This is a genomic window from Chitinophaga sp. CCNWYY40, from assembly GCF_037483205.1.
In the GTDB taxonomy this organism is placed as follows: Bacteria; Bacteroidota; Bacteroidia; order Chitinophagales; family Chitinophagaceae; genus Chitinophaga; species Chitinophaga ginsengisegetis.
Genome location: NZ_JBBHLF010000006.1, coordinates 381730 through 395238 on the forward strand (window position 1 = coordinate 381730; position 13509 = coordinate 395238).

Below are 13509 nucleotides of genomic sequence, written 5' to 3' on the forward strand. Positions count from 1 at the left end.
AACATTAAAATCACAAAAATCATGAGTACTCCTGTAACGACTGGTTTTAAAGATAGTGCTGTTAAACCCGGTCCCCCGCACAAAGTTGTATCCTCTGAAGAGTGGCTGGAAGCCAGGAAGAAGTTTTTGCAGAAAGAAAAGGAATATACCCGTTTGCGGGATGAGCTTACCCGTGAGCGCATGACATTGCCGTGGGAAAAGGTAGAGAAGAACTATGTATTTGACGGTCCGGAAGGGAAGGTCACCCTTTCTGACCTTTTTGATGGCCGCAGCCAGCTGATCATCCAGCATTTTATGTTTGGTCCCCACGAAAAAGAAGGTTGTGTAGGCTGCTCTTTTGCAGCAGATTCGATTAACGGCGTATTGCCTCACCTGGAGCATCATGATGTGTCCATTGCGGTGATATCACGTGCGCCGCTGGCCACGCTGGAAGCTTTCCGCAAGCGTATGGACTGGCACTTCAACTGGGTATCATCTGAAGGCAGTGATTTCAACTACGACTATCACGTGTCTTTCCGTAAGGAAGACCTTGAAAAAGGAACGGTGTATTACAATTACGGTATTGTGGAAGGATTGCCGCATCATTTGGAAGACCTGCAGGGCATCAGTGTTTTTTACAAAGATGAAGCCGGCGATATTTATCACACATATTCCACGTATGGCCGTGGTGGCGAATTACAGCTCGCTGCTTACAACTACCTGGATATAGCGCCGCTGGGACGTAATGAAACCAGCGAACGGGGTGATTTAACATCGTGGGTACGGCACCACGACAAATATGAAGAGAAAGGACATGTAGACAATACCGGCAGGTATCATAAAGAGAAAACGCCGGGTTCCTGTTGTTCAGAAGACTAAGCATCATGAAAACACATTGTTCCTGCGGCGCCGCTACGGGCAGCGGCGCCCGCAAAACAACCGCTGCGCAAACCACCGGCCCGCTCACTTTATGGCAACGCTTTGTAAAAGGCGTACGATGGCTGATACCGGGCATCACCCTTGTACTGCTGCCAAAGTGTCCCATTTGTTTCGCGGCCTATGTAGCCCTGGGTACAGGAATCGGGTTGTCTGTAACCGCTGCTACATGGCTGAGATCAGGGCTGGTGGTGTTGTGTGTGGGTTCATTGCTTTACCTGGCGGGAAGCAGGATGATGGCTTACCGGAAACGGCGGCAGTCAGCTTCCTAATTCAAGATCAAATAACATCAGTTCTTCCACTTCTCCGGGCGGAAGGATGGTACCCTGCAGCGTGAATCCTGACCGCTCCAGTAAACGAACAGACCGGTGATTATCCTGTTGGGTAATGGCAAACAACCGGGAGAACGGTAATTGCTGCCGGGAATATTCAATGGTAGCTGTAGCCGCTTCATAAGCATAGCCCAAACCTTCATAGGCAGGCAGGAATGCAAACCCCAGGTCGGGTTGCTCCAGGTATTTTCTTTTAAACAGTCCGCAGATACCGATAGGCTTCTCCGTTTCTTTCAACACTACTACCCATGCGCCATAGCCTTGTTCTGCATACAGGCGTAACAGGTTATTCATGATATAGCGTTGTGCATCTGCCAGTGTCCGGATCTGCCGGTCGCCGATGTATTGCAGCCAGGAAGGCGTATTCAGTAACTCCAGTACAAATGCGTCATCTGTGGCGGCAAAAGTGCGGACCTGCAGCCGCGGCGTTTCGAATAGAACTTTCATGCATTCATTTTATGGCCTCTTTAATTCGTCAACACCCACCAAAATAAAATTTTCCGGTGAAGGAAACAAACCAAAGTGCTAATCCTCGCCGGTAAGCCGTTTCAGCTGACGGAGATAATCATATTGCAGGTCTTCATGCAGGGTGGAAACCACCTTTGTGATCTTCTTCACCTGTTGTTCGTAGAGGTTATTTAACTGAACACTATAGGAAGATAATAAACCGGACAGTTTCATTTTTGTACAGAAATAGATCAGCAGTTCTGTTTCGGCAGATTTGGAACCGGTATAACGTATATGCTTATTCGTTATCCGCAGGATTTTCCTCAATCTTTTTTTGGCGTGGTATAATTTGTCGCCGGCCATTTCAATAAACCCTTTATCGATTTCTTCCTTCACCGCGGCGATGTACCCTTCTTCGTTGTGGGCCTCAAACAAAAGGTAGGTAAGCAGTTCCTTGTTATCGTTCTTGTATTTGGCCAGGCGCAGGCACAATGCCGACAATTCTGCCGGAGGCAGGGTAGTTAATTCTTTTTTTATATCACTGATACTTGCCGCTTTCATAATTCTGCTGATGCTTGTTGCGAAGATACTATCTATTCTGCAGCATGTGAACCGTGGGCGGCATCTTTACGCAACAACCAGGAATTAAATACGGTATAGAATACGGCTACGATGATAGCGCCTTTAAACATACCGGTGAATCCCCATGCGGCCATGCCGCCTATTACGCCGAGGAATAATACCAGGAAAGGCAGTTTGCCGCTTCTGGCTATGAGCAAGGGTTTCAGGATGGCTTCTCCGATCAGGATGCCGGCGCCGTAGATGGCCAGGAAAAGCGTCATGCCGGGATGACCCTGTGTAGCCATCCAGATGGTTAGAGGAATCCATACCACGAGCGGACCTATCTGTATCACCACCAGGAAAAAGATAATGGCGGATAAACCGAGAGCAAAGGGGATGCCCGCAATTTTAAGCCCGATAAACGCCACAATAGCGGTGATGAAGGCAGTGCCCATTACACCGATAGACACACCCTTGATCGCCATCGTAGTAGCGTTCAGCAGATCAGCGCCGTCTTTACGTCCCAGCAGGTGCTGGGCTGTAGCCCTGATGGGGCGCACCGCTTTTTCACCGCCTACCAGGAAAAAGGCGGATATGATGATGCCGAGGATGAGTTGTCCTGCTGCACCGAGGATACCTGCGCCACTGCTGATGATATGATGCAGCACCATTCTTACCTGTTGTTCATGTACATTGGTGGACAATGTTTCGCGGGGGCTTTCCTGCAGATGTTCCCAGAAATCCACGATATCACTGCCGATGTATGGCATACTTACAATCCAGTCGGGCAGCGCCGGCAAACCATTTTCCTTTACATTACCGATCCAGTGCAATGCTTCCCGGATATGTGAACTCAGCGCTGCAATAAAATAAGTAACCGGCAGGGCAATGATGGCTACTAACGCTACCGCATATATGGTAGCGGCCAGTTTACGGCGGCCTTTTAACCAAATAACCATGCGCTCAAACAGGTGATGAAAAGAAACGGAGAAGATCAGCGCAAAGGTGAGTATCCCGAAAAAGAGCCGCAGCACATCATACAGCGCCAGCAACAAAGCCAGCAGCAACAGCAGCACCAGGATGGACTCGATCATATTTTTAGAGGCAGGGCGATGGAGATTCATATGACGGTATTTTATACAGGTTTCTTCCTAAATATACTTAAAACCGCCGGCATAAACCCATTACTCCAGCGACAGGCGCATAAACGCCAGTACTTCTTCATTGATATCTTCCGGGAGATACATACGGCAATGATGATTAAACTGCCGGTTATTGCCCGGTACCTGCGCAATTTTCTGAAAGCATAAATTATCGGGGTAGGCTTTTTCAAAGGGAAACACAATATGTACGAAATTCTTTCCAAGCTGGGTGATCCATGCTACCCTGCTATCGTTGAAACCAATACCTATCATGGATTTGGTGGGATACAGGTATATCTTTCCCAGTTTCTCATATTGGGCGATGAAGTGCTGCAACAGCGCCAATGTATGATCCGGTTTACCGGCAATGAAAGTTTTGAGCAGCGGATCGTTGTTTTGATCCAATAAAGATGTTGACATCTTCCAGGTTTTATTCTACAATATAATAAATAAGCCAGCCTTATATTTCTTACACACCGTTCGTATATCCCATGCCGTTACTTTCTTACCGGCAACTGATCCGAATATTTGCCTTTCCCGTGAAACCAGCGGGCAGCCTGCCCTGTAAGCCACAGGTAGTAATCGCTGCCCAATGCTGTTTCGATACCTGTAAAAGAGCCGGCTGCATTCAACGGCAACTTATCCACAGTAGCACATTTAAATATGGAGGTGCCTTCATTCATTTCATCAAACATGGCTACATACAACATTTCCGCACCGGCATTTTTTGCGCCGGCAATCTGACGCCAGTAGAAGCGACCACCTTCTCTCGGAATGGTATTGGCTTCCGGACCATTCATGTTTTTCCAGGAAAAGCCAGGGAAGGCCAGCGGCACATAATCCACACCATTGCTTTTACACCAGGCGATATCAGCTGTTATCAGCTGCTTAAAACCATCATAGCTTTTGCCATTATAGCGGCCTACAAACCAGGGCATAATTACATCCGATTTTTTAATAAGGCGGTGCAGTCCTTCGTCGTTTACCGCGTCCTGCCTCAACTCCCGCCAGTAGGTCGGCACACCCAGCATCACGCTGAAGCCTTTTGCTTTCATGGCATCGAGCAGGGTTTCCGCTTCTTTTAGTCCGTAGGCGCGGCGGTCATTAAAGCCCACACACCAGATCACGATAAAGGGTTTACCGTTGTGATGCAGGTAAGTAGGACTTTTACTGCCGTGCAGCAGATCATATTTTTCTGTTAGTTCATCCAGGTCTTTTAACACCAGTTGCTCTTCTCCCGGACGCATACCACTGAGGTCATACATTACGGCAATAGCGCGGTCGTATTTACAGGCGGCCGTCATCGCATTATCCAGTACGGTGTTGAAATGCTTTTTGCCACTGGGGTTCCTGATCTCCGCAACAAAGCGCTGCATAAATACGCCATCGATACCGTAGTCTTTCATCCATTTAAAATGTACGGCTACTGTAGAGGCATCGTGCGGACTAAAAACCGAAGCCGGCTTTCCATCTTCAAAATTAAAAGGAGTGGTATATGTTTTCTTATACTCGCTTACATCTGGCCAGAAATCTATTTCACAGGAGCCTGGTTTGAACACTCCTCTTTTTTCATAGTGGTGCCATCCCCTGCCGGCACTGTCGCCGGGTGTGTTAAACCATCCCTGGTAACCAGCCATTACCAGTCCTTTGTAGGTAGGATAGCGCTGTGCTTTAGCCAGCATGCATACCAATAGCATGCATGTTAATATAACGTGGAACCTTTTACTGATCATTTTATTTCTTTTATCGACCTGGGGATTAAAGATAATATTTTTCCAACAGGAACATATACCACCTTTAGTCTCTCCGCTTACCGGATACCACCAGCACTAGCCCTACAATGGCTACGATACCGCCTGCGTAGGTAGGCCAGCCGATCCATTTGTTTTCTTTCTTATTAATTTCAACAGGACCAATGTCCACCACTTTTTTTTCTGTTTGAACAGAGAAACCCCTGATAAGGATCATTGCAATACCAGCAATAATGAGGATCATGCCAAGTACTTTCATAATGTTGCGTTTATGAATGTACCGGCAATCCACATGCCATTGCTATGGCCGTATTTTTAGTGGTATAATGGGGAATTAGCACCCCAATAAGTAGGATTATTCTGTTTTCAGGCTTTTCACGGGGTTCATGGCGGCGGCCCGGATGCTTTGAAAGCTGACTGTGAGTAACGCAATAATAATAGTGATGAGTCCTGCGCCGGCAAAGATCCACCATTCCAGGTCTGTTTTATAGGCGAAGTGTTCCAGCCAATGGTTCATCGTATACCAGGCCAACGGGAAGGCGATGAGCATCCCTATAAATACAGGCTTCAGGAATCCTGCCGACAGCAATATGAAGATATTGGATTCAGAAGCGCCCAGCACCTTTCTCACGCCTATCTCTTTTGTACGTTGCGCGGCGGTGAACATGGCCAGTCCGAATAACCCGAGGCAGGAAATAAATACGGCGAGGCAGGCGAAGTAATTGCACAACTGACTTACCATCTGTTCACTCTTATACAGCTTTGTATATTCTTCATCAGAGAACTGGTAAGTAAAGGGGAATTCAGGGTTTAAGTTTTTGCAGATCGCTGCCAGTCCGGCCAGCACCGGCGTTGTTTTGCCTTCGGCGGCTCTTACCAGTACAGTACCCCATTTTGGCTTTTCATCCAGGCGGATCACCAGCGGTTCTATGGCGTCGTGCATGGAGTTGAAATGGAAATCTTTGAGTACGCCCACGATAGTACCGGAAACATTTCCGAGTGTGAATGGTTGTCCTACCGGATGCTGGTAACCGATCCTTTTCACAGCGCTTTCATTCAGGATATAGCTGCCGGAATCATTTCCAAATTCCCGGGAAAAATCGCGGCCTTCCAGTAAGGTGAGGTGCATGGTTTTTATAAAATCGTAGCCTACTGCTGCATCGGCAAAAGAGGGAACATCGTCCGGATCTTTTCCCGACCAGCTGATATCTCCTTTATGATGTTGTATCACCGTAGGTGTTTCCTTCATTTTAGAGATGGCCAGCACGCCGGGCAGGTTGGCGGCAGTTTCTTTGAACACATCGTATTTCGAGATCAGGCTACCTTCAATAGGAATGTAGATAAGGTTTTGCCGGTCGTAGCCAAGGTTTTTCGTTTGCACATAATCCATTTGGCGGTAAATCACAAACATGCCTATCATTAACAAAATGGACAGCGTAAATTGAAACACCACCAATCCTTTGCGGAAATTGGTAGCGCCGGAGCCAAATTTCAGACTTCCTTTGAGCACCCGTACCGGGTTCAGAGACGACAGGAACAATGCCGGATAACTACCGGCCACAAAGCCGGTGAGCACCGTGAGCCCCAGCAAGGTAGCCCAGAATACAGGTTGTGAGATGGGTAATGATAATTGTTTTCCACTAAGCTGGTTAAAGGCAGGCAACAGTAATATTACCACCAACAGGGCGATTACCAGTGAGAAGAATGCCAGCAGCATGGCTTCTCCAATAAACTGCATGATGAGAGAAGAACGTAACGCTCCTACTACTTTTCTCACGCCTACTTCCTTTGCTCTTTTTACTGAGCGGGCTGTAGCCAGGTTCATAAAATTGATACAGGCAATAAGCATGATAAATATTGCCAGCAGTGTAAAGAGACGCACGTATTCAATACGTCCGCCACCGGGAACGCCGTTACTGAATACTGCGTGCAGGTATTTTTCGCTGTAAGGCTGCAAGCCTAATTCTGTATAGGAATTGTTGTTGCGTGGCTGGTAATTATAAACAAAATCCTTTATTTTGGCGGCTACTTTACCTGCGTCGGCGTTGTCACGGAGACGGATATACGTAAGCGGGCTAAAGCTGCCCCAGGTTTTTGTCCAGGCGTTGTTCTTTGTAAAGTCTTCCCAGTTGCGGAGGAAATCAAACTGTTGTGATGAATTGGCCGGTACATCGTATACCGCGGTAACAGACAGGCTTACCGTGTCTTCATAACGCAGCGTTTTTCCCAATGCCTGTTCCGGGGTACCGAAAAATAACTCCGCGAGGTGCCTGGAAATAGCAATGGTACCGGGTTTATCGATGGCAGAAGCTTTTGTGCCCGCCAATACAGGATAACTGAACATCTGCAAAAAATCGGCGCCGGCATACGCGCCGGTGATCTTCATTACTTTATCTTCTACCCGTAACGCAACAGGCGGGAAAGCCTGAAAGCCACTGGCATAAGCTACTTCGGGCACTTCTTTTTTCAGCTCTGCTGCCAATGGCCCCTGTGTGAGATACCCGGCATCTACTTTACCTCCGGACGACTGGCGCACATATACCTGGTACAGTTTATCACTGTTGGCATGAAAGCCATCCATGCTTTTTTCATCCTGCACCCACAGGATCATGAGGAGGCTGCAGGCCAGTCCGAGCGCCAGCCCCAGGATATTGATAAAAGAAAATGCTTTATTGCGGACCAGGTTGCGCCAAGCAATCCTGAAGTAGTTTCTTATCATGATAGATGATATCTGTTACAGCACCTGTTGAAAAAACATGCCACACCGAAAATGGTTTACATTCCAGTAATTTAAAAAGTTATTTTTAAAATAATATGTTCGTTTTTGATACAGTGGCTGACCGCTTATAATATCGCGGCATCTGCCTTGCCTGTCGCGGTATACTATCGTTTCATATACTTCTCTCCCACCACCTTTTTCCAACGGCTACTTTTATACCGGTCAACACTTCAAAGATATGCATCGTAAACAAATATCGTGGGTGTTACGCACTGGCATGTTCCTCCTCTCCATCACCGGTATGGCGATGGTAGCACGACGAACACTGGCCATTGCCGGCATATTACCAGCCGTAAGCTCTAATGGCACCATTCCATTTGATACCGGTTTTGGTAAGCACCCCGTGATCACTTTCCTGCATATCCTGCCGGGATTTTTGTTTATGCTGCTGGGGCCATGGCAGTTTATGCCCGGCATCCGGAACAGGTATTCCCGCTTTCACCGCGAATGGATGATCCGTGCTTTCGCCATCGGGCTGGCGGTAAGCACGGTACGTCCTATAGTGGGGATGTTTTTTGCATTTTCAGGGCTGGCGCCGCAGGTGTTTTTTGGGACAGCGTTCTGGATAGGATTTACGCTGCATTTCCTGGTGGCGGAGGTGTGGATTAATTATACGAGGGGGTAAGCAAAAGCCCACCGACAATGTGCCCGCTCCCACATATAAAAAAGCTATCAGATACGAGTAGAGATATGCAGTATTTTTAGACATCAATTAAATAGTTTACTTAGAGAGAGTATTACGTCTAATACCTGTCATCCAACTCTGTTATTATTATTTGAGGCGTATCTATGGCGTATCTGAATCTTATAGAATCACCCTCTCCCAAATTATGTGGGTTGCTGTCCCAGCCACCCACATAATTATATTCTCTATTCCCAATCTGATATTTTACTTCTATGCTATGGCCTTTATATGATTTCTTTCCCATAATAACTCCCTTAGCATAGTCATAATTTCTGTTTATCAGCTCCAATTCTTCTGACTTCCTTCTATTTGCATCTTTAGCAATCCAGTATAGAGATCCACCAATAATTACAACCAATACAACAAACATTAAAATGAGCTTTACTCTAGCCATGTATAAGTTTCAATGTCGCCAATATAAAGAGCCTAAGGTAATAATTTAGCACAAGTTAGCAAACCTGCTTAACCTCCACCCCCAACAACTCCGCCAGCTTTTTTATCCGCGACGCTATATGCCCTTTGCCTACTGCGCAATGATGCGCCGGCCCTTCTGCATTCCAGGCTTCCACAAAATTCCTGGCGCCAATGGGGAACCGGTAACGGCTGTTGGTGTTGCCAATTTCAAGAATAGGACCTGCTTCAGACACGCCCTCCGCCAGGAGGAACTGCAATTTTCCATCTGCTGTTTCCACTACAGACAACAGAGTTACCGGACCATGTGCCACAGACATTTCTACTGATAATCCTTTTCCTACTTTTCCATGATATACCTGTAATGGCTTTAACTTTATTTTACCGGCGGCTATTACAGGATGACAAGGCCCATCGTGGCCCATGAGTACAATATCATCCTGGTAGTCCATTGCATAGTATTCCGTAAAGGAGCCACCTGCGCCAAAGCTATCCATGACCTTCATGGCCTGTGCGTTTTTTACTTCGTACTCCCCGGCTACAGGAATGCCCTGTGCTGTTAAGAGCGAGGTGCCCATGATCACGGAACTCATGGTATCTTCATTTATTGCATTGCCGCTTCCTTTATGATAATATGCGAGGGAGCCCAGTTGATGCTTTGCCACCAGCTTATCCAGCGCTACAGCGGTTTTGGCGGCGCGGTGCAATTCTTCCGGTGAGCAATCGGATTGGATGTCAAATACCTGCTGTGCTTCCTGGAGTTTGGCGGTAATTTCTGTTTCGCCGACCGTATTGCGGAGTCCTGATAATTCATCTACCTCAATGATTTCCATATGCCCGCCGAATACGGCGGCGTGTAAAGTAAGATTGGAATAGATATCCAGCATGCCGCCATAATAGTTACCCATTAAGCCAAGCCTGTTGTGATATAAGGTGTGCGCTACTTTGGCGGCGGCGATCCATTCTTCCACTTCTTTCCAAACAATGGGATCGTTCTGCAGCATACCTGTTACCTGGTAAAAAGGGATGTGTGAACGTTTGAATACGCTGGCTATTTCCGGTACGGGACAGGCGGCACAGAAGGCCAGCCATTCGCCGGTCATGGTGGTGCGGTTGGGAAGCTTATTAAATGTAGCGTAGTCAATGGCTGCGGCCGGAGAAAGGTTTAATACGATAACCGGTACCTTTGCCCGTTTCACTACCGGTAAAACCGTGGAAGATAATGCATAGGTGGTTACGTATAAAAAGATCAGGTCTACGTCTTCTTTCCTGAAACGGCTGCCTGCTTCGAAAGCCTTTTCCGGCGTGTCTATTAATCCGAGATTAACGATATCGGCGCCATAATGCTGCAACTGCTGATGCACGATATCAATATAGCCGGACAACCGTTGTTGCAGTCCTTCGAATTGTTCCCAATAGGCAGCGAGCCCTATGCCAAACAGGCCAACTTTCAATGTATTCATGGTGTGATTTTTTGGATGGTAACCGGCCCCAGTAATCCGGATGGTAGCAGTGGGGAATCTTTTGTATAAAATTTCCAGGTGGAGAAAGTATACCTTCCGCTGGTGCGGGGTAAGCCTTTCAGCAGCCATTCGGGCCATTGCCCGTTTTTTATGCCGTCGTCCGGGAGTTGTTCGTCGCCTATTAAGCGGTTAGGCCACAGGTTGGCAACGGTTATTTCCAGGAGATTATTTTTTTCTTTTACGGCGTTGCTGATATCAATCTGCCAGGGCGCACACCACAGTACGCCCAGTTCTTTTCCGTTTAGTGTAACCTTTGCCAGGTTATTGACGGCGCCAAGTTGTAACAGGAGCGATGCTTTTTTTCCGGCTGCGGGCAGATCAAATGTTTTACGGTACACCGCCATGCCGGAGTAGTACTTAATGCCGCTTTCGGGCCGTTGTGTCCAGTCCTGCAGCGGGTTGAATGTTACGTTCTCCGGGCCGCCCCATTTTGGATCAAAGGCTACCTGCCAGTCGCCCTGCAGTGTTTGTACGATTATTTTTTCCCGGAAGTTTTTGGAAGATGAGGGCTTTGCGATCGTTTCTTTTGTGAAAACAATAAAGCAACTTTCTCCTGCCTCCAGCTGTAACGGAACAATAGTGCGCGTTCCGGAAGCGGTAAATTCCGGGAGTGCACGGATGTTGCCTGTCATCGGATCCCATAGCTGCGGCGCACCATTACGGCTACGGAAAATAGCCTTGCTGCTGACCGGTGCGTTGCTCCGGTTCGAGATAAAGTATAAGTCGGCGTTGCGGGTAGTGCGGTGTGTGTAACGGATATTTTCACCTGCTTCCAGATCCGGCGGCACGCCCATTGCCGTAAGAATAGCAGCCGTGCTATCATAGTGTGGGTACAATTGCCCCTCCGGTGCAGTGCTGTAAATTACTTTTCCTTTGCCGGAAGCTGGTTGTTTCCAGAGCGTTGCGGCGATTGCCTGCACCGTGGCATCACAGGCGGGATAACCGGATAATCCGGGGGAATGCTGCGGCGGGATGCCGGTAACCACGGCGCCGGCCAGTACGAGCGACCGGATCTTTTCCAGTAGTTGCGGCGTCATAGTGGTAACAGCAGGCAATACCAATATGCGGTAGCTGGCACCACCGGGAAATACAACGCGACCGTTTTGTACGGTGGCCTGGTATAATTGTCCGGGTGCGCAGCCATCAAAGTTATATCCTTTACGATCGGGCAATACGGCATCACCGGACAATGCCGATGGTGGCGGCTGGAATACATGCGGCGATCCTTCCGGTGTTAAATAGAGTATATCCGCTACCGTAGTTCCCTGTTGCAGCAGGTACTGGCACCGCGATAAATAACGGTGATACGCCCCTGCCATCGGCCACCAGGTTTGGTTGCGGTCCCAGTGTACTCCATAAGGCCCCATCGTCATGCCGGGGCGCAACGAATCGGCCAGCACCTGGCTTTGGAAAGTATGAAACACAAACCGGTTGATCCCCGCCGCAAAGGCCCAGTCGCCCTGGTTTTTCATAACACCGGGATATTGTTTCCAGCCCTCATCATTTTGCGCCGTGAATGCTTCGGATGGCACCAACGACTGCCCGTTCACATGCGCAACCGACACCGCCTCTATACAGCTGAAGGCTGCGTTGAAGCCCAGATCTTTGCTCCAGAACTCACACATCGGGATATCTGCGATAGCGCCCAGCTCAAGATCGGCGGTGGGGTTCATATCATAGGGTTCTATCGACAAACCTAATCCGCGCCGGTGCGCATATTTTTTCACATGCCCGGCGTGATTTTCCAATACCAGTTCCTGCGCGGTTTGCCGGAGGTCCCATAAAAAGCGTTCGCTGATTTCCCTGTTCTCCACAATGCTCCCGGTGTACACGGGATAAAACGGCAGCGGATCATAGCCTCTTCTTTTCCTGAATTCCTCCCGGAAATGGGGCGTCCAGTTTTGAGCGCCCATCTCCCAGCTATCCATGTGCAGGCGTTTCAATCCGCCTGGCAATGCGGGATTTTGCTTTCCTAATTTACGCAGCAACGTACCGATGTAATGATCCAGGTGTGCATTAATAGCGGTAGTATCAAACTTATCGGCTTCAAATCCCAATCCGGGGAATGGTGCCGGGCGGGTGATGGCGCCATTGTTCCGTACGCCGAAACGCAGGATGGTCCAGTTGCCGGGAGGTACGGTCCATCGCAGGGTTCCATCCGGTTGCAGCGCGGCAGTAAGATCAATGATACGATCCTTTGCAATCCCGGCTAATGTATCATACACGCCGGGAGATGGCAGGTATGGCTTTACGCCGGACACAGAGGTAAATGGCGCGCGATAGTACAATGCTTTCTCACCTATGTCTGTAATGTGCTGCGCATGGGCGGGTGTAGGAAACGCCAGTACAGCCACATCTTTATAAAAATCGTTCCATTGCTTTTTCAGACCGGGGGTAAAAACATCTTCCCCGAAATAAGGTGTTTTGGGAGATGGCACCGGCAGCGTGACTATCTTTTTTTCGTTACCGGAAACATGGGTAGCGGAGGCTACCAGGTGCTGCATAGACTGGGCGGGCGTTACCCAGGGACCGCCACTCCCCGACCAGCCGGGTCCTATGCCCAAAGTAACTTCAATCCCCAACCGCTCGCTTTCCCGCACTGCATGTACAAAAAGATCCTGCCAGGCTTCACTGAGAAAATCAACTTTACCGCGGGGAATGCCTACATTCACTTCAAGGAAAGTAACATTGCTGATACCTGCTTTTTTCATGGACTCCAGGTCGGCCGTTATACCTTCCTTTGATAAGTTACCATCCATAAAATACCAATATACGCCAGGACGCGCGCTGGCTGGCGGTTCTGAAAAGCCCTGCTTCCATACAGACAGCTGACACGATAACGGCTGTACGAAAATTACCTGCCATAATATGAACAAAAGAAGGTAACGGTAAGGCATATATCTCCCGGAAAAAAATAACAGAAAATAACGTGGACGAAGAGCTGTCATCAGTGGATTATTTTA

General features: G+C 48.4%; 13 protein-coding genes. 3 read left to right on the forward strand and 10 right to left on the reverse strand.

The annotated features are described in order from the left end of the window. The first annotated feature begins 21 nt into the window (after positions 1-21). Together V7S65_RS24435 and V7S65_RS24440 are read left to right on the forward strand one after the other, a co-directional pair. Positions 22-858 (forward strand): DUF899 domain-containing protein, encoded by an 837-nt coding sequence (locus tag V7S65_RS24435; protein WP_336388112.1) that lies wholly within the window; start codon positions 22-24, stop codon positions 856-858. A 5-nt stretch (positions 859-863) separates the two neighbouring features. Continuing rightward, positions 864-1187, forward strand: coding sequence for a hypothetical protein (locus tag V7S65_RS24440; protein ID WP_336388113.1), 324 nt, complete (start codon positions 864-866; stop codon positions 1185-1187). On the opposite strand, the gene V7S65_RS24445 is transcribed toward V7S65_RS24440, so the two are convergent. The 7 genes from V7S65_RS24445 to V7S65_RS24475 form a co-directional block, all read right to left on the reverse strand. Continuing rightward, entirely contained in the window at positions 1176-1694 is a 519-nt protein-coding gene (locus V7S65_RS24445; RefSeq protein WP_336388114.1) for a GNAT family N-acetyltransferase, read from the reverse strand. The genes V7S65_RS24440 and V7S65_RS24445 overlap by 12 nt on opposite strands. A 78-nt stretch (positions 1695-1772) precedes the next feature. Next, positions 1773-2255, reverse strand: coding sequence for a hypothetical protein (locus V7S65_RS24450; RefSeq protein ID WP_336388115.1), 483 nt, complete (start codon positions 2253-2255; stop codon positions 1773-1775). Between the two features lie 32 nt (positions 2256-2287). Then, the gene (locus V7S65_RS24455; RefSeq protein ID WP_079472558.1) at positions 2288-3379 is read right to left on the reverse strand and encodes an AI-2E family transporter; all 1092 of its coding nucleotides are present in this window, start codon (positions 3377-3379) and stop codon (positions 2288-2290) included. 60 nt (positions 3380-3439) lie between these two features. Further along, complete coding sequence (locus tag V7S65_RS24460) at positions 3440-3817, reverse strand: hypothetical protein (protein ID WP_336388116.1); 378 nt, start codon at positions 3815-3817, stop codon at positions 3440-3442. A gap of 77 nt (positions 3818-3894) precedes the next feature. Continuing rightward, positions 3895-5094, reverse strand: a complete 1200-nt coding sequence (locus V7S65_RS24465) for a glycoside hydrolase family 71/99-like protein (RefSeq protein WP_336388117.1) — start codon at positions 5092-5094, stop codon at positions 3895-3897. Positions 5095-5194: 100 nt separating this feature from the next. Continuing rightward, positions 5195-5407 (reverse strand): hypothetical protein, encoded by a 213-nt coding sequence (locus tag V7S65_RS24470; RefSeq protein WP_336388118.1) that lies wholly within the window; start codon positions 5405-5407, stop codon positions 5195-5197. Between the two features lie 96 nt (positions 5408-5503). Then, the gene (locus tag V7S65_RS24475; protein WP_336388119.1) at positions 5504-7867 is read right to left on the reverse strand and encodes an ABC transporter permease; all 2364 of its coding nucleotides are present in this window, start codon (positions 7865-7867) and stop codon (positions 5504-5506) included. 238 nt (positions 7868-8105) lie between these two features. On the opposite strand from V7S65_RS24475, the gene V7S65_RS24480 reads away from it, so the two are divergent. Further along, positions 8106-8552, forward strand: a complete 447-nt coding sequence (locus tag V7S65_RS24480; protein WP_336388120.1) for a hypothetical protein — start codon at positions 8106-8108, stop codon at positions 8550-8552. A gap of 118 nt (positions 8553-8670) precedes the next feature. On the opposite strand, the gene V7S65_RS24485 is transcribed toward V7S65_RS24480, so the two are convergent. From V7S65_RS24485 to V7S65_RS24495, 3 genes are read right to left on the reverse strand one after another with little or no spacing between them, the layout of a single operon-like run. Next, positions 8671-9006 (reverse strand): hypothetical protein, encoded by a 336-nt coding sequence (locus V7S65_RS24485; RefSeq protein WP_336388121.1) that lies wholly within the window; start codon positions 9004-9006, stop codon positions 8671-8673. 55 nt (positions 9007-9061) lie between these two features. Next, complete coding sequence (locus V7S65_RS24490; RefSeq protein ID WP_336388122.1) at positions 9062-10486, reverse strand: arabinose isomerase; 1425 nt, start codon at positions 10484-10486, stop codon at positions 9062-9064. Further along, the gene (locus V7S65_RS24495) at positions 10483-13494 is read right to left on the reverse strand and encodes a glycosyl hydrolase (RefSeq protein ID WP_336388123.1); all 3012 of its coding nucleotides are present in this window, start codon (positions 13492-13494) and stop codon (positions 10483-10485) included. Before V7S65_RS24495 ends, V7S65_RS24490 begins: the two co-directional genes overlap by 4 nt. Positions 13495-13509 lie beyond the last annotated feature (15 nt).

Coding starts and splice junctions, on each gene's coding strand:
- V7S65_RS24435 (WP_336388112.1), top strand. CDS start 22: ATGAGTACTCCTGTAACGACTGGTTTTAAAGATAGTGCTGTTAAACCC.
- V7S65_RS24440 (WP_336388113.1), top strand. CDS start 864: ATGAAAACACATTGTTCCTGCGGCGCCGCTACGGGCAGCGGCGCCCGC.
- V7S65_RS24445 (WP_336388114.1), bottom strand. CDS start 1,694: ATGAAAGTTCTATTCGAAACGCCGCGGCTGCAGGTCCGCACTTTTGCC.
- V7S65_RS24450 (WP_336388115.1), bottom strand. CDS start 2,255: ATGAAAGCGGCAAGTATCAGTGATATAAAAAAAGAATTAACTACCCTG.
- V7S65_RS24455 (WP_079472558.1), bottom strand. CDS start 3,379: ATGAATCTCCATCGCCCTGCCTCTAAAAATATGATCGAGTCCATCCTG.
- V7S65_RS24460 (WP_336388116.1), bottom strand. CDS start 3,817: ATGTCAACATCTTTATTGGATCAAAACAACGATCCGCTGCTCAAAACT.
- V7S65_RS24465 (WP_336388117.1), bottom strand. CDS start 5,094: ATGCTATTGGTATGCATGCTGGCTAAAGCACAGCGCTATCCTACCTAC.
- V7S65_RS24470 (WP_336388118.1), bottom strand. CDS start 5,407: ATGAAAGTACTTGGCATGATCCTCATTATTGCTGGTATTGCAATGATC.
- V7S65_RS24475 (WP_336388119.1), bottom strand. CDS start 7,867: ATGATAAGAAACTACTTCAGGATTGCTTGGCGCAACCTGGTCCGCAAT.
- V7S65_RS24480 (WP_336388120.1), top strand. CDS start 8,106: ATGCATCGTAAACAAATATCGTGGGTGTTACGCACTGGCATGTTCCTC.
- V7S65_RS24485 (WP_336388121.1), bottom strand. CDS start 9,006: ATGGCTAGAGTAAAGCTCATTTTAATGTTTGTTGTATTGGTTGTAATT.
- V7S65_RS24490 (WP_336388122.1), bottom strand. CDS start 10,486: ATGAATACATTGAAAGTTGGCCTGTTTGGCATAGGGCTCGCTGCCTAT.
- V7S65_RS24495 (WP_336388123.1), bottom strand. CDS start 13,494: ATGACAGCTCTTCGTCCACGTTATTTTCTGTTATTTTTTTCCGGGAGA.